At 60.6% G+C, this 16,740-nt stretch carries 13 protein-coding genes; 9 read left to right on the top strand and 4 right to left on the bottom strand.

Annotation, left to right across the window (positions count from 1 at the left end; all coding sequences use genetic code 11):
- The 3 genes from gatB to gatC form a co-directional block, all read right to left on the bottom strand.
- The coding region (gatB, locus tag M9827_RS24360) for an Asp-tRNA(Asn)/Glu-tRNA(Gln) amidotransferase subunit GatB (RefSeq protein ID WP_250607601.1) at positions 1-1,423 on the bottom strand (1,423 nt) is incomplete at its 3' end.
- Between the two features lie 10 nt (positions 1,424-1,433).
- Positions 1,434-2,885, bottom strand: a complete 1,452-nt coding sequence (gatA, locus tag M9827_RS24365) for an Asp-tRNA(Asn)/Glu-tRNA(Gln) amidotransferase subunit GatA (RefSeq protein ID WP_064585968.1) — start codon at positions 2,883-2,885, stop codon at positions 1,434-1,436.
- Between the two features lie 16 nt (positions 2,886-2,901).
- Positions 2,902-3,189, bottom strand: a complete 288-nt coding sequence (gatC, locus tag M9827_RS24370) for an Asp-tRNA(Asn)/Glu-tRNA(Gln) amidotransferase subunit GatC (protein ID WP_007901429.1) — start codon at positions 3,187-3,189, stop codon at positions 2,902-2,904.
- A 211-nt stretch (positions 3,190-3,400) separates the two neighbouring features.
- On the opposite strand from gatC, the gene mreB reads away from it, so the two are divergent.
- The 8 genes from mreB to tldD all read left to right on the top strand — a co-directional run bounded on the left by mreB (position 3,401) and on the right by tldD (position 14,611).
- Positions 3,401-4,438, top strand: a complete 1,038-nt coding sequence (gene mreB, locus M9827_RS24375; RefSeq protein WP_002555108.1) for a rod shape-determining protein MreB — start codon at positions 3,401-3,403, stop codon at positions 4,436-4,438.
- Positions 4,439-4,579: 141 nt separating this feature from the next.
- Complete coding sequence (gene mreC, locus M9827_RS24380) at positions 4,580-5,722, top strand: rod shape-determining protein MreC (protein WP_350310009.1); 1,143 nt, start codon at positions 4,580-4,582, stop codon at positions 5,720-5,722.
- Positions 5,722-6,213 carry a rod shape-determining protein MreD gene (gene mreD, locus M9827_RS24385; protein ID WP_250607603.1) on the top strand — a complete coding sequence of 164 codons (492 nt, stop codon included), beginning with the start codon at positions 5,722-5,724 and terminating at the stop codon, positions 6,211-6,213. Before mreC ends, mreD begins: the two co-directional genes overlap by 1 nt.
- 37 nt (positions 6,214-6,250) lie before the next feature.
- A complete protein-coding gene (locus M9827_RS24390) occupies positions 6,251-6,847 on the top strand; it encodes a Maf family protein (protein WP_250607605.1) in 597 nt (198 codons plus the stop codon).
- A gap of 58 nt (positions 6,848-6,905) precedes the next feature.
- A complete protein-coding gene (rng, locus tag M9827_RS24395; RefSeq protein WP_007915369.1) occupies positions 6,906-8,363 on the top strand; it encodes a ribonuclease G in 1,458 nt (485 codons plus the stop codon).
- A 75-nt stretch (positions 8,364-8,438) separates the two neighbouring features.
- On the top strand, positions 8,439-12,245 hold the full coding sequence (locus M9827_RS24400) for a YhdP family protein (RefSeq protein WP_250607607.1): 3,807 nt from the start codon (positions 8,439-8,441) through the stop codon (positions 12,243-12,245).
- Positions 12,246-12,303: 58 nt separating this feature from the next.
- Positions 12,304-13,164 carry a carbon-nitrogen hydrolase family protein gene (locus M9827_RS24405; protein ID WP_250607609.1) on the top strand — a complete coding sequence of 287 codons (861 nt, stop codon included), beginning with the start codon at positions 12,304-12,306 and terminating at the stop codon, positions 13,162-13,164.
- A gap of 4 nt (positions 13,165-13,168) precedes the next feature.
- A complete protein-coding gene (tldD, locus tag M9827_RS24410; protein WP_007915374.1) occupies positions 13,169-14,611 on the top strand; it encodes a metalloprotease TldD in 1,443 nt (480 codons plus the stop codon).
- 104 nt (positions 14,612-14,715) lie between these two features.
- Here the strand turns inward: tldD and yjgA are convergent, their stop codons facing one another.
- Positions 14,716-15,240, bottom strand: a complete 525-nt coding sequence (gene yjgA, locus M9827_RS24415) for a ribosome biogenesis factor YjgA (protein ID WP_007915377.1) — start codon at positions 15,238-15,240, stop codon at positions 14,716-14,718.
- A 108-nt stretch (positions 15,241-15,348) separates the two neighbouring features.
- Here yjgA and pmbA point away from each other — a divergent pair, with 108 nt between their 5' ends.
- Entirely contained in the window at positions 15,349-16,695 is a 1,347-nt protein-coding gene (pmbA, locus tag M9827_RS24420) for a metalloprotease PmbA (RefSeq protein ID WP_502943467.1), read from the top strand.
- Positions 16,696-16,740: the final 45 nt, after the last annotated feature.

Raw genomic sequence — 16,740 nt, forward strand, 5'->3', positions numbered from 1 at the left:
GCAGTTCGTTCACTTGCTGCGGGTTGGCTTTGCCTTTGGACGCTTTCATCGCCTGGCCAACAAAGAAGCCGAACATCTTGCCGCGTTTGGCTTCATCCGCCGCACGGTATTGTTCAACTTGCTCGGCGTTGGCCGCGAGCATTTCGTCCAGCACCGCCGAGATCGCGCCGCTGTCGGTAACCTGCTTCAGGCCGCGTTTTTCGATGATCTCGTCCGCACTGCCTTCGCCGTTGGCCATCGCTTCGAACACCACTTTGGCGATCTTGCCGGAGATGGTGTTGTCCTTGATGCGCTGCAGCATGCCGCCCAACAGCTCGGCAGACACCGGCGACTCGTCGATGTCCAGGCCTTGCTTGTTGAGCAGGCTGCCCAACTCGACCATCACCCAGTTCGCCGCGAGTTTCGCATCGCCGCCGATGGCTGCGACTTTCTCGAAGTAGTCCGCTTGCTCACGGCTGGTGGCCAGCACGTTGGCGTCGTAGGCCGACAGACCGAACTGGCTCTGGAAGCGCTCGCGTTTCTGCGGTGGCAGTTCCGGCAGGGTGGCGCGCACCTCGCCAAGGAACGACTCCTCGATGACCACAGGCAGCAGATCCGGATCGGGGAAGTAACGGTAGTCGTTGGCTTCCTCTTTCGAACGCATCGGACGGGTTTCGTCCTTGTTCGGATCGTACAGGCGGGTCTGCTGGATCACTTTGCCGCCGTCTTCGATCAGCTCGATCTGACGCTGGATCTCGGTGTTGATCGCTTTCTCGATGAAGCGGAACGAGTTGACGTTCTTGATCTCGCAGCGGGTGCCGAACTCGACCTGGCCTTTCGGACGGACCGACACGTTGCAGTCGCAACGCAGCGAACCTTCGGCCATGTTGCCGTCGCAGATGCCCAGGTAACGCACCAGTGCGTGGATCGCCTTGACGTAAGCCACGGCTTCCTTGGCGCTGCGCATGTCCGGCTCGGACACGATTTCCAGCAGCGGCGTGCCGGCACGGTTCAGGTCGATGCCGGTGGCGCCGTTGAATTCTTCGTGCAGGCTCTTGCCGGCGTCTTCTTCCAGGTGCGCGCGGGTGATGCCGACACGTTTGACGGTGCCGTCTTCCAGGGCGATGTCCAGGTGGCCCTTGCCGACGATCGGCAATTCCATCTGGCTGATCTGGTAGCCCTTCGGCAGGTCCGGATAGAAGTAGTTTTTACGGGCGAACACGTTGTGCTGACCGATCTCGGCGTCAATCGCCAGTCCGAACATCACTGCCATGCGCACCGCTTCCTGGTTCAGCACCGGCAGCACACCGGGCATGCCCAGATCGATCAGGCTGGCCTGGGTGTTCGGCTCGGAACCGAATGTGGTGGAACTACCGGAAAAGATTTTCGACCGGGTAGTGAGCTGAGTGTGAATCTCCAGCCCGATCACGACTTCCCATTGCATGTGTGTCTCCTCAGAAGCCGGTTGGGGTGCGGGTGTGCCAGTCAGTGTTGAGCTGATACTGGTGCGCAACATTGAGCAAACGGCCTTCCTGGAAATACGGCGCGAGCAACTGCACGCCAACCGGCAGACCGTCGACAAAACCGGCCGGCATCGACAGGCCCGGCAGGCCCGCGAGGTTGGCGGTGATGGTGTAGACGTCTTCCAGATAGGCAGCGACCGGGTCGCTGTTCTTGGCGCCGAGCTTCCAGGCCGGGTTCGGCGTGGTCGGGCCGAGAATGATGTCGACTTCATTAAAGGCTGCCATGAAGTCGTTCTTCACCAGACGGCGAATTTTCTGCGCTTTCAGGTAGTAGGCGTCGTAGTAACCGGCGGACAGCGCGTAGGCACCGACCATGATCCGGCGCTGCACTTCCGGGCCGAAGCCTTCGCCACGCGAGCGCTTGTACAGGTCGATCAGGTTTTCCGGGTTCTCGCAACGATGGCCGAAACGCACGCCGTCGAAACGCGACAGGTTCGAGGAGGCCTCTGCCGGCGCGATCACGTAGTACGCAGGAATCGCGTGCTGCATGTTCGGCAGGCTGATTTCCTTGATCACGGCACCGAGCTTCTGCAGCTCTTTGATGCTGTTCTGGATCAGCTCGGCAATGCGCGGGTCGAGACCGGCGCTGAAGTATTCCTTCGGCACACCGATGCGCAGGCCCTGCAGCGAATCGCCGAGGCTGGCGGAGTAATCCGGAACCGGCTCATCGATACTCGTGGAGTCGTTCTGATCGAAGCCGGCCATACCTTGCAACAAAATCGCGCAGTCTTCGGCAGTGCGCGCCAACGGGCCACCCTGATCGAGGCTGGAGGCGTAAGCGATCATGCCCCAGCGCGAAACGCGACCGTAGGTCGGTTTCAGGCCGGTAAGGTTGGTGAACGCCGCCGGCTGACGGATCGAGCCGCCGGTGTCGGTGGCCGTCGCCGCAGGCAACAGACGAGCGGCAACCGCCGCCGCCGAACCGCCGGACGAACCGCCTGGCACGTGTTCCAGGTTCCACGGGTTTTTCACCGCACCGTACCAGCTCGACTCGTTGGCCGAACCCATGGCGAATTCGTCCATGTTGGTCTTGCCCAGGGTCACGGCGCCGGCAGCCGCCAGTTTCGCGACCACGGTGGCGTCGTACGGGGCTTTGAAGTTGTCGAGCATCTTCGAGCCGCAGCTGGTGCGAATGCCCTGAGTGCAGAACAAATCCTTGTGCGCGATCGGCGCGCCGAGCAGGGCGCCGCTCTCACCGTTGGCTCGGCGGGCATCGGCGGCTTTCGCCTGCTCGAGCGCCAGCTCTTCGGTGAGGCTGATGAAACTGTTGAGCTGCGGATCGAGCTGGGTGATGCGCGCCAGCAGGACTTTGGTCAGCTCTTCGGAGGAAAACTTTTTATCGGCGAGACCGCGGGCGATCTCGGCCAGAGTCATTTGATGCATTGCAGGCTCTTTCCCTTTAGTCGATGACTTTCGGAACCAGATACAGGCCGTTTTCGACCGCTGGTGCGATGGACTGGTAGGCCTCGCGGTGATTGGTTTCGGTCACAACGTCGGCGCGCAGGCGCTGACTGGCTTCCAGCGGGTGGGCCAGAGGCTCGATTCCGTCGGTATTAACAGCCTGCATTTCGTCGACCAGACCGAGAATGCTGTTGAGGGCGGAAGTAATGTGTGGAAGATCGGCATCATTGAGGCCAAGGCAGGCCAGATGAGCGATTTTTTCCACGTCGGAGCGTTCTAGCGCCATCGGGATTCTCCTGTGGAAAACAGAACGGACGGCGTCCGTGTGTTAGATTGTCGGAACACTACCGCACTTCTACGGTCATAAGGCCGCGATTGTGGGGCTTGGTGCACAGAAAAGCGGCCAATTTAACATATTGGCGCCTTGCCCAAAATCCCTGTCGTTGTTAGAGTTTGCCGCACTTTTTTACCCACGCGTTGCCTAGGGTCCCTTTCCCATGTTCAAGAAACTGCGTGGCATGTTTTCCAGCGATCTTTCCATTGACCTGGGCACTGCCAACACCCTTATTTACGTGCGCGAGCGCGGTATCGTCCTGAATGAGCCATCGGTTGTGGCCATTCGGACACACGGTAACCAGAAAAGTGTCGTTGCTGTCGGCACCGAGGCCAAGCGCATGCTCGGCCGTACGCCGGGCAACATTGCTGCCATTCGTCCGATGAAGGATGGCGTGATCGCCGACTTCAGCGTTTGCGAAAAGATGCTGCAGTACTTCATTAACAAGGTTCACGAAAACAGCTTTCTGCAGCCCAGCCCTCGTGTGCTGATCTGCGTTCCATGCAAATCCACCCAGGTTGAGCGTCGCGCCATCCGTGAATCGGCGCTCGGTGCCGGTGCCCGTGAAGTGTTCCTGATCGAAGAGCCAATGGCAGCAGCGATCGGTGCCGGCCTGCCGGTTGAAGAAGCTCGCGGTTCGATGGTCGTGGATATCGGTGGTGGTACCACTGAAATCGCACTGATCTCCCTGAACGGTGTGGTCTATGCCGAATCCGTCCGCGTGGGCGGCGACCGCTTCGACGAAGCGATCATCACTTACGTGCGTCGTAACTACGGCAGCCTGATCGGTGAATCCACCGCTGAGCGCATCAAGCAGGAAATCGGCACGGCCTACCCGGGCGGCGAAGTTCGCGAAGTCGACGTTCGCGGTCGCAACCTGGCCGAAGGTGTTCCACGCGCATTCACCCTGAACTCCAACGAAGTGCTGGAAGCTCTGCAAGAGTCCCTGGCGACCATCGTTCAGGCTGTGAAAAGTGCTTTGGAGCAATCGCCGCCGGAACTGGCTTCCGACATCGCCGAGCGTGGCCTGGTGCTGACCGGTGGTGGCGCGCTGCTGCGTGACCTCGACAAGTTGCTGGCCCAGGAAACCGGTCTGCCAGTGATCGTTGCCGAAGATCCGCTGACCTGTGTGGCTCGCGGCGGTGGCCGTGCATTGGAAATGATGGATAAGCACACCATGGACCTGCTCTCGAGCGAATAAGTCGCCGAGTGCAATACGTGGGTGAGCGCGCAGGCAGCACTTTGCAGTGCTGCCTGTTGGCGTTTATCTTCTGTCAGTCTTCATCCAGGCCGGTTTGATGCCGTATGAATAAACAGAACATTTGCCTGGGAGGAGCGGCTTATTAAACCGCTTTTCGCCAAGGGCCCTTCGTTGGGCGTGCGCCTGTTGGTGCTGGCCGTGCTGTCGATCGCGTTGATGGTGGTCGATGCCCGCTTCGACCTGCTCAAGCCTGCGCGCAAACAAGCGTCGCTGGTGCTGATGGATGCCTACTGGATCACAGACCTGCCCGGTCGCCTGTGGGAAGGTGTCGCCAGCCAGTTCGGCAGCCGCACCGAGCTTGTCGCCGAAAACGAAAAACTCAAGACCGAAAACCTGCTGCTGCAAGGTCGCATGCAAAAGCTTGCCGCCCTCACCGAGCAGAACGTTCGGCTGCGCGAGTTGCTCAATTCTTCTGCACTGGTCAACGAAAAGGTCGAGGTGGCCGAGCTGATCGGCATGGACCCCAACCCGTTCACTCATCGCATCATCATCAATAAAGGTGAGCGTGACGGTGTCGTACTCGGTCAGCCGGTGCTCGATGCGCGCGGCTTGATGGGCCAGGTGGTCGAGTTGATGCCTTACACCTCGCGCGTGTTGCTGCTCACTGACAGCACACACAGCATTCCCGTGCAGGTCAATCGCAACGGGCTGCGGGCCATTGCCAGCGGTACCGGCAACCCTGAGCGACTGGAGTTGCGCCACGTCGCCGACACGGCGGATATCAAGGAAGGCGACCTGTTGGTCAGTTCCGGCCTTGGCCAGCGTTTCCCGGCAGGCTATCCGGTCGCGACCGTGAAAGAAGTGATCCACGATTCTGGTCAACCGTTTGCCATCGTCCGCGCCGTGCCGACCGCCGCGCTGAATCGCAGTCGCTACATGTTGCTGGTGTTCAGCGACAGCCGTACCGCCGAAGAGCGAGCCAACGATGCGGCGCAAGCCCAGGAAAGTCTTGATGCCTTTGGCGGCGGCCCGACGATTCCCGCCACGGTGCCGAAAACCGTGACCCCGCCTGCTGCAGCACCTACGACGCCCGCGACGCCTGCCGCACCGGCCGCTGCCGCTGGCGCCACACCGGCCAAACCCGCTGCAAGCAAACCGCCTGCGGCAGCCAAACCACCGGCAACGACGCCAGCGGCCAGCAAACCTCCAACTGCCCAGCCTGCTGCGCGACCGGCGGCCAAACCGCCCGTCAATGCACCAGCGACAACCGGGAGACAAGAATAATGGTCGGGGCTACCGCATCGCGTAACGGCTGGATTGTCTGGTTGACGTTTGTTGTCGGCATACTCCTGAGCGTGTCGCCATTACCGATTTTCATGGAAATCCTGCGCCCACTGTGGCTGGCCTTGCTTCTGACATTCTGGGCTTTGTATATGCCGCACACGGTGGGCATGGTCACGGCGTTTTGCCTGGGCCTGGCCGAAGATGTGCTGCAGGGCGATCTGCTCGGTCAGAACGCGCTGATCCTGACCCTGATCACCTTCCTCGTATTGTCATTGCAGCAACGCCTGCGGATGTTCCCGATGTGGCAGCAGTGCCTGGTGATTCTGGTGATTTTCGGCCTCGCGCAACTGGTGCAGCTGTGGCTCAGTGCCTTGACCGGTAACCGTCAACCAACCCTGGCGCTGGTGCTTCCGGCGCTGGTCAGTGCCTTGCTCTGGCCTTGGGTCAGCTTTGCCCTACGCGGATTGCGCCGACGCTACAGAATCAATTGAGCCGGTGAAGCTGGGCACTGAACAGGGAGATGTTTTGATGAAGCCGCTTTACCTCGCCTCCGGATCGCCGCGTCGCCGTGAATTGCTCACGCAGATCGGCGTTCCTTTCTCCGCCATCAGTGCGGATATCGACGAAACCCCATTACCCGAAGAATCGCCCTCGGCCTACGTCGAACGTCTGGCGCGCGGCAAGGCCGAGGCCGGGCGTCGCACGGTTGTGTCCGCCCAGCCATTTTGCGTGCTGGGTGCCGACACCGCTGTGGTGCTGGACGGCAAAATTCTGGGCAAACCGGTGGACGAAGCCGATGCATGCGCCATGCTGATGATGTTGGCCGGCAAGGAGCATGAAGTGCTGACCGCCATCGCAGTGCTTGAAGGCGAGCGTTGTGAGTCGCGGGTAGTGCGCAGTCTGGTGCGGTTCCGCCCGATCAGCATTGAGGAAGCAGCCGCTTACTGGGCCAGTGGCGAGCCACGGGACAAGGCTGGCGGTTATGGCATTCAGGGGCTTGGCGCGGTGTTTGTCGCGGGCCTCAATGGCAGTTATTCGGCGGTGGTCGGGCTGCCTGTTTGCGAAACCGCAGAACTGTTAGGCCATTTCGGCATACCCTGTTGGCAAAACCTGAACGCGCCATAAGCGTCGTACCCATCCAGATGCGGCCATTATCGTGAACATGCCTGAACGAGATCCTGCCATGAGTGAAGAGATTCTGATCAACATCACGCCGATGGAGTCGCGCGTGGCGGTGGTCGAAAACGGTGTGCTGCAAGAAGTCCACGTTGAGCGCACGCAAAAACGCGGGATCGTCGGCAACATCTATAAAGGCAAGATCGTCCGCGTGCTGCCGGGTATGCAGGCGGCATTCGTCGACATCGGCCTCGATCGCGCGGCATTCATTCATGCCGCGGAAATCTCCCTGCGCGAAGGCCCGGCGGTGGAAAGCATCAGCGCGCTGGTGCATGAAGGCCAAAGCCTGGTGGTGCAGGTCACCAAGGACCCGATCGGCTCCAAAGGCGCGCGGTTGACCACGCAGCTATCGATTCCCTCGCGCTATCTGGTGTACATGCCGCGCACCGCCCATGTCGGCATTTCCCTGAAAATCGAAGACGAAGCCGAGCGCGAACGCCTTAAGCAGGTGGTCAGCGATTGCGTGGCCAAGGAAGGAATCAAAGAAGCCGGCGGTTTCATTCTGCGCACTGCCGCCGAAGGCGCAGGTGCCGATGAAATCCTCATGGACATCCGTTACCTGCGACGCCTATGGGATCAGATCAACGAACAGATCAAAACCATCGCCGCGCCGAGCGTGATTTACGAAGACCTCGGTCTGGCGTTGCGTACCTTGCGCGATCTGGTTAACCCGAAAATCGAGAAAATTCGGATCGACTCCCGGGAAACGTTCCAGAAAACCACACAGTTCGTCGCCGAACTGATGCCGGAAATCGCCGACCGTCTTGAGCATTACCCGGGCGAGCGGCCAATTTTCGACCTGTATGGCGTCGAAGACGAAATCCAGAAAGCCCTCGAACGCAAGGTCCCGCTGAAGTCCGGTGGTTATCTGGTGGTGGATCCCGCGGAAGCCATGACCACCATCGATGTGAACACCGGTGCTTTCGTCGGACACCGCAACCTCGAAGAAACCATCTTCAAGACCAATCTCGAAGCGGCCACCGCGATCGCCCGGCAAATGCGTCTGCGCAATCTGGGTGGGATCATCATCATCGACTTCATCGACATGGAAGATGAAGAGCACCAGCGCCAGGTGTTGCGCACCCTGGAAAAACAGCTGGAGCGAGACCACGCCAAGACCAACATTATCGGCATCACCGAGTTGGGCCTGGTGCAGATGACCCGCAAGCGTACCCGGGAAAGTCTGGAGCAAGTGCTGTGTGAACCGTGCAGCAGTTGTCAGGGGCGCGGCAAGCTCAAGACTGCGGAAACCATCTGTTACGAGATCTTCCGCGAGATCCTTCGCGAGGCCCGGGCCTATCAGGCCGAGGGTTATCGGGTGCTGGCGAACCAGAAAGTGGTCGACCGTTTGCTCGACGAAGAATCCGGTAACGTCGCCGAGCTTGAAGGGTTTATCGGTCGCACCATACGCTTCCAGGTGGAAACCATGTATTCCCAGGAACAATATGACGTGGTGCTGCTCTGATCCCCTGCGTCACTTTTATTCCACCGCGGCTGGCCTCAGCTTTTCGCAGTATTTTTGCCATGGGAGCCAACTGACATGGAGCGTCTGACACGCATTCTGGCCACACTCACCCGCTGGGGGCTGGGCCTGTGCGCGTTGGTTCTGGTGTTGTTGGCGCTGTATGTCAGTCTCGGCCGTGAGCTGACCCCGCTGGTGGCTGAATATCGCGCCGACATCGAAGACAAGGCCAGTGCCGCGCTTGGCATGCCACTGCAGATCGGCGAACTGGAAGGCAACTGGAGCGGTTTTGCGCCGATCCTGCTGGCTCATGATGTGATGGTCGGCGCTGGCGCCAATGCGTTGCGTCTGGATCGGGTGCGGGCGGTACCGGATCTGTGGGCCAGCCTCTTGGCGCGCGAAGTGCGCATTGCCCATCTTGAACTCAACGGCCTGAAAATCAGCCTCAAGGAAGCCGAGGACGGCAGTTGGGCGCTGGAAGGCTTGCCGGTGCAGAACGATCAGCCGCTCGACCCGCAGCAGTTGTTCAATCGCTCGCAAATGATTCAGCAATTGTCGGTGCTCGACAGTCAGGTAACCTTGCAACCGCTGGATCACGCGCCACTGACCCTCACGTATGTCGGCCTCAATCTGAAAACCGGTGCCAGCCGTCAACGGCTCGATGCGCGTTTGACCTTGCCGGACGGCCAGCCCGTTGCACTGAGCCTGCGCACGCGGATCCGCCCCGAGCAATGGCTGGACAGTGTGGTAGACGGTTACGCCAGCCTGCCGCAAAGCGACTGGTCGAAGTGGCTGCCGGAACGCCTGACCCAGCAGTGGAATTTTTCCGAGATCAAGGCCGGCGGCGAACTCTGGGTCAATTGGGCCAAAGGTACCTTGCAAAGCGCAGCGCTGCGTTTGAACGCGCCGCAACTGACCGGCGCCTATGCTGATCGCAAGCCGATTCAGATCAATAATCTGGCGCTTAACGCCTACTACGAGAACAGTGATGAGGGCGCGACCGTTACACTCGATTCACTGGCGATGAATTTCGGCGAAAACCGCTGGGAGTCACATGTACAGGTGAAGCAGACGCGCGCGACCGACAAGGTCGAAGAACTCTGGCACTTGCAGGCGGATCGCCTCGATCTGACCCCGATCACTCCACTGCTCAATGCCTTGGGGCCGTTACCGCAAGGTTTCGCCACGGCCGTTGATCATCTGAAAGTCACCGGTGGCCTGCGTAACGTGCTGCTGGATTTCCGCCCCAATGCAACCGATGGCAACAAATTCAGTTTCGCCACCAATCTGGATAACGTCGGTTTCGACGCCTATCACGGCGCTCCGGCGGCTCGAAACGTCAGCGGTAGCCTCAGCGGCAACCTCGACGGTGGCGAGTTGCGCATGGACAGCAAGGATTTTGTCCTGCACCTCGACCCGATTTTCGCCAAGCCATGGCAGTACATCCAGGCCAATGCGCGGCTGACCTGGAAGCTCGACAAAGACGGTTTCACCCTGATCGCTCCTTACCTGAAAGTGCTTGGCGAAGAAGGCAAGATTGCCGGCGATTTCCTGATTCGCCTGCATTTCGACCATAGCCAGGAAGACTACATGGACCTGCGGGTCGGCCTGGTCGATGGCGACGGTCGCTACACGGCCAAGTATTTGCCCGAGGTCCTTAGCCCGGCCCTCGACGAGTGGCTGCGTACGGCGATCCTCAAAGGTGCAGTGGATCAGGGCTTCTTCCAGTATCAGGGTTCGCTGAGCAAAAACGCCGGGGAGGCCGATCGCAGCATCAGCCTGTTCTTCAAAGTGCACGACGCCGAACTGGCGTTCCAGCCGGGCTGGCCGCACGTGAGCAAGGTCAGCGGCGACGTATTCATCGAGGACAGTGGCGTACGGATCTGGGCCGACAAAGGCCAGTTGCTCGACACTCAGGTCAGCGATGTCTTCGTCAATATTCCCCACGTGCCGGCCGGGCAACATACGCACATGTATCTTGATGGCGGCTTTGCCGGCGGCCTCGGTGATGGTCTGAAAATTCTCCAGGATGCACCGATCGGTACCGGTGAAACCTTCGCTGGTTGGGAAGGCGCTGGGGATCTGCAAGGCAAGCTCAAGCTCGACATCCCGCTGGACAAGGGCGGCGACCTGCCGAAGATTCTGGTCGACTTCAAAACCGCCAATGCGCGGCTGAAACTGGCTGAGCCGAAGCTGGAGCTGACGCAACTCAAAGGCGATTTCCGCTTCGACAGCGCCAAAGGACTCAGCGGGCAGAACATCGCCGCGCGGGCGTTCGATAAGCCGGTTACCGCGCAGATCTTCGCCGATGGCAGCCCCGGCAAGCTCAAGACCCGGGTCGCCGCGTCCGGTCAGGTCGAAGTGAAGAAACTCACCGACTGGCTGGGCGTGACGCAACCATTGCCGGTTTCCGGAACCATTCCCTATCAGTTGCAATTGAACCTGGACGGCGCTGACAGCCAGTTGCTGGTCAGCTCCAGCATGAAAGGTGTGGCGGTGGATCTGCCGGCGCCGTTCGGCATGGCGGCAGATGTCGGGCGCGATACCGTGTTCCGCATGACCTTGCAGGGGCAGGAGCGGCGTTACTGGGTCAATTACGACCAGTTGGCCAACTTCACCTTCGCCGCACCGCCGAGCAATTTTGCCGAGGGCCGTGGCGAATTGTTCCTCGGTGCCGGCGAAGCGGTGCTGCCGGGCGCCAAAGGCTTGCGGATTCGCGGGGTGCTTTCGGAACTGGACGTCGCGCCGTGGCAGGACCTGGTCAACAAATACGCCGGGCAGGATCCGGGCGGCAGCGCCAAGCAACTGCTCAACAGTGCTGATTTCAAGGTCGGCAAGCTCACGGCATTCGGAACCACGCTGGATCAGGCGTCGGTGCAGGTCAATCGCAAACCGGGCGCGTGGAATCTGGCTCTCGACAGCCAGCAGGCCAAAGGCTCGGCAAGCCTGCCGGACGCCAAGGGCGTGCCGATTGCGGTCAATCTGCAATACGTGAAACTGCCGGCAGCGGATCCAACGGTGCAGGCTGACGAGAATTCGCCAGACCCGTTGGTGTCGGTTGATCCGACGAAGATTCCTGCACTGGATATCACCATCAATCAACTGTTTCTCGGGCCGGATCTGGTCGGCGGCTGGTCGCTCAAAGTGCGCCCGACCGCGAAAGGCATCGCCCTGAATAATCTCGACATGGGGCTGAAAGGCATCCTGTTGCAGGGCAATGGCGGCTGGGAAGGTACACCGGGGGCGACCAACAGCTGGTTCAAAGGCCGGATTGGCGGCAAGAACCTCGCCGATGTCCTCAAGGGCTGGGGCTTTGCGCCGAGTGTGACCAGCGAAGAATTCCACATGGACGTCGATGGCCGCTGGCCGGGCTCGCCGGCATGGCTGGCGACCAAGCGCTTCTCCGGCACCCTCGACGCGTCGCTGAACAAAGGTCAGTTTGTTGAGGTGGAGGGGGGCGCGCAGGCGTTGCGAGTGTTCGGCCTGCTCAACTTCAACTCCATCGGCCGGCGTTTGCGTCTGGACTTCTCGGATCTGTTCGGCAAAGGCTTGAGCTACGACCGGGTCAAAGGTCTGCTGGTGGCGAACAATGGTGTGTATGTCACCCGTGAGCCGATTCGCCTGACCGGTCCTTCGAGCAACCTTGAGCTGGACGGTACGCTGGATCTGGTCGGCGATCAGGTGGACGCCAAGTTGCTGGTGACCTTGCCGGTGACCAACAACCTGCCGATTGCCGCGTTGATCGTTGGCGCACCGGCGGTCGGCGGCGCGTTGTTCCTCATCGACAAACTGATCGGTGACCGTGTGGCGCGCTTTGCCAGTGTGAAATACACCGTCAAAGGCCCATGGAAAGAGCCGAAAATCACCTTCGACAAGCCTTTTTGAACAGCCAGTCCCTGAACCGATGGAGTAGCATGGCCGCATACCTCTTGCGGAGTTCGCCATGTCTTTAGCGGTGATTCAAATGGTCAGCCAGAGCGACGTGCTGGCCAATCTGGCTCAGGCCGGGCGCCTGCTTGAACAGGCAGCAGCCGGCGGTGCGAAGCTGGCGGTGCTACCGGAAAACTTCGCCGCCATGGGCCGTCGCGACATCGCTGACATCGGCCGTGCCGAAGCCATGGGCGAAGGGCCGATCCTGCCATGGTTGAAACAGACCGCCCGCGACCTCAAGTTATGGATAGTGGCCGGCACTTTGCCGTTACCGCCGGTGGATCAGCCGACGGCCAAGGCCAATGCGTGCTCGCTGCTGGTCGATGATCAGGGCGAAATCGTTGCCCGCTATGACAAGTTGCATCTGTTCGACGTCGATGTTGCGGACAATCGCGGGCGTTACCGCGAATCCGATGACTATGCTTATGGCAGTGGCGTCGTCGTTGCCGACACGCCGGTAGGGCGAGTCGGTCTGACCGTGTGTTACGACTTGCGCTTTCCCGAGCTGTACAGCGAATTGCGTGCTGCCGGTGCCGAGTTGATTACCGCACCGTCAGCCTTTACTGCGGTGACCGGCGCAGCACATTGGGATGTGTTGATTCGCGCGCGGGCCATCGAGACACAGTGCTACGTGCTGGCTGCAGCGCAGGGCGGGACCCACCCGGGACCGCGAGAAACCTTCGGTCATGCAGCGATTATCGACCCGTGGGGTCGTGTGCTGGCGAGTCAGGATCAAGGCGAAGCGGTGTTGTTGGCCGAGCGCAATAGCAATGAACAAGCGTCCATCAGGGCGCGAATGCCGGTGACGCGTCATCGGCGGTTTTTCTCGCAGGGCGCACAGCGGCCTGCTTCAGAACACGAATTTAAGGCGTAAACCTATGAGCGAGTTGTTGTCCTCAGTCAGTGATCACCTGTTGGCGCCCGGCGGCGTGACGATCGAGAGCCTGCAAGGTGTGCTCGGCGACCTGGCCGGCCCCGGCATCGACGCCGCCGACTTGTATTTCCAGGGCCAGATATCCGAGTCCTGGGCGCTGGAAGACGGCATCGTCAAGGAAGGCAGCTTCAACCTCGACCAAGGTGTCGGCGTCCGCGCGCAGTCCGGTGAGAAAACCGGTTTTGCCTACAGTAACGCGATCACCCTCGAAGCCCTCGGCGCAGCGGCCCGTGCCGCGCGTTCGATCTCCCGAGCCGGGCAGAACGGCACGGTGCAGGCGTTCACCACGCAGGATGTCGCACAGTTATACGCGCCGGATAACCCGTTGGAGGTGCTGACTCGTGCAGAGAAAGTCGAGCTGCTCAAGCGCATCGATGTGGCTACCCGTGCACTCGACCCGCGGATCCAGCAAGTCAGCGTTAGCATGGCCGGTGTCTGGGAACGCATTCTGGTGGCATCCACCGACGGCGGCCTGGCGGCGGATGTGCGCCCGCTGGTGCGTTTCAATGTCAGCGTGATTGTTGAGCAGAATGGCCGTCGCGAGCGTGGCGGACATGGTGGCGGCGGGCGTACCGACTACCGTTATTTCCTCGCCGAAGACCGCGCCATGGGTTATGCCCGTGAAGCGTTGCGCCAGGCGCTGGTGAATCTGGAAGCGATTCCGGCGCCGGCCGGCACTTTGCCGGTGGTATTGGGTTCGGGCTGGTCCGGCGTGCTGTTGCACGAAGCGGTCGGTCATGGTCTGGAAGGCGATTTCAACCGCAAGGGTAGTTCGGCCTACAGCGGCCGCATGGGCGAAATGGTTGCTTCCAAGCTCTGCACCATCGTCGATGACGGCACCTTGAGCGGCCGTCGCGGCTCGCTCAGCGTCGATGACGAAGGCACGCCGACCGAGTGCACCACGCTGATCGAAAACGGCGTACTCAAAGGCTATATGCAGGACAAGCTCAACGCGCGCTTGATGGGCGTTGCCCGCACCGGTAACGGTCGTCGTGAGTCCTACGCGCACCTGCCGATGCCACGCATGACCAACACTTACATGCTCGGCGGTGAAAGCGATCCGGCGGAAATCATCGCGTCGGTGAAGAAAGGCATCTACTGCGCCAACCTCGGCGGTGGCCAGGTCGATATCACCAGCGGCAAGTTCGTGTTCTCCACCAGCGAGGCGTACCTGATCGAAGACGGCAAGATCACCGCGCCGGTCAAAGGCGCGACATTGATCGGCAACGGCCCTGAGGCGATGAGCCGGGTGTCGATGGTCGGTAACGATCTGGCGCTGGACAGCGGTGTGGGCACGTGCGGCAAGGATGGGCAGTCGGTGCCGGTGGGCGTGGGTCAGCCGACGCTGAAAATCGATGCGATCACCGTGGGTGGCACGGGCGCATAAATAAACGTGTGTAGGAGCTGCCGAAGGCTGCGATCTTTTGATCTTGCTTAACAATCAAAGTCAAAAAATCGCAGCCTGCGGCAGCTCCTACAAGTGGCGAGATATCAACGCAGACCGCGTTGAGTCTCGTCCAGCTCACGGATGTACTTGAAGATCTTGCGGCTGGAAGCAGGAGGTTTGTTTTGCGCAACCTCGTGCTGAGCCTGACGGATCAGGGAGCGCAATTGCTGGCGATCGGCGTCCGGGTACTCGACGACGAATTTCTCCAGCACGGCATCGTCGCCTGCGATCAGGCGATCACGCCAGCGCTCCAGGTTATGGAAACGCTCGTTGTACTGACGAGTCGAGGCATCGAGTTGATCGAGCAGCGTGAGAATCGCGTCAGTGTCCTGATCGCGCATCAGTTTGCCGATGAACTGCAAGTGCCGTTTACGCGCGATGTTCGCGGTGTGCTTGGGCGCATCGGCCAAAGCCCGGCGCATGGCGTCGGTCAGCGGCAGTTTTGCGATCAAGTCGGGCTTGAGTGTTGTCAGGCGCTCGCCGAGGTCAACCAGAGCATGCAGCTCGCGTTTGACCTGAGATTTGCTTTTTTCTCCCGTATCGAGGGAGTCGTCGTAAGAATCAACCATGGTGGCAGTCCGCAAAGAAACGCCGCCATGATAACCAGTCGGGGGCCGCTTGTCCGGCCCGGTCGCTCGATGACCCCAGCCGAAAGCAGAATTTGAGTGGAGATGAGCATGAGTGCAGTTCAAAGCGTCGGCCCGCAGGCATTGCCGGCACTGCAGGAACAAGTCGAGCAGATCATCGCCGAAGCCAAGCGTCAGGGTGCCAGTGCCTGCGAAGTAGCGGTGTCGCTGGAGCAGGGCCTGTCGACGTCGGTGCGCCAGCGTGAAGTCGAAACGGTCGAGTTCAACCGCGATCAGGGCTTCGGCATCACGCTGTATGTGGGCCAGCGCAAAGGCTCGGCCAGCACCTCGGCGACCGGTCCGGAGGCGATTCGCGAGACCGTCGCGGCGGCACTGGCCATCGCCAGACACACCTCCGAAGACGAGGCCTCGGGCCTCGCTGACGCGGCGTTGATGGCCAAGGAACAGCACGATTTCGATCTGTTCCACGAGTGGGACATTACCCCGGAGCAGGCCATCGAGAAGGCCTTGCTCTGTGAAGCAGCGGCATTCGACGCCGATGCGCGGATCAAGAACGCCGACGGCACCACCCTCAGCACTCATCAGGGCTGCCGCGTGTACGGCAACAGCCACGGTTTCATTGGTGGCTACGCATCGACCCGGCACAGCCTGAGCTGCGTAATGATTGCCGAGGCCGATGGCCAGATGCAGCGTGATTACTGGTATGACGTGAACCGTCAGGGCACTTTGCTCGCGGATCCGGTAAGCATCGGCCAGCGTGCTGCGCAACGGGCGGCGAGCCGTCTGGGCGCACGTCCGGTGCCGACTTGCGAAGTGCCGGTGCTGTTTTCCGCAGAACTGGCGGGTGGTCTGTTTGGCAGTTTCCTCTCGGCGGTGTCGGGCGGCAGCCTGTATCGCAAGTCTTCATTTCTTGAAGGCACCCTGGGGCAGAAGCTGTTCCCGGAATGGCTGACCATTGATGAGCGTCCGCACCTGATGCGCGCGATGGGCAGTGCTTCGTACGACGGTGATGGTCTGGCGACGTATGCCAAACCGTTCGTCGAAAAGGGTGAGTTGGTGTCTTACATCCTCGGCACGTACTCCGGGCGCAAACTCGGTATGCCGAGCACGGCCAACGCTGGCGGCGTTCACAACCTGTTCGTTACCCATGGCGATGAAGATCAGGCTGCATTGTTGAAGCGCATGGGCCGAGGCTTGTTGGTCACCGAGTTGATGGGCCATGGCTTGAACATGGTCACCGGCGACTATTCACGTGGTGCGGCGGGTTTCTGGGTCGAGAATGGCGAAATCCAGTTCGCCGTGCAGGAAGTGACCATCGCCGGCAACATGCGCGACATGTTCAAGCAGATCGTCGCGGTCGGTAATGATCTGGAGTTGCGCAGTAACATTCGTACCGGTTCGGTGTTGATCGAGCGGATGACTGTCGCGGGCAGCTAAACCCCGGCCGTCACACACAAAAGGCGCGCCACCTCATCGGGTGGC

This window comes from Pseudomonas sp. AKS31, assembly GCF_023634765.1.
In the GTDB taxonomy this organism is placed as follows: domain Bacteria; phylum Pseudomonadota; class Gammaproteobacteria; order Pseudomonadales; family Pseudomonadaceae; genus Aquipseudomonas.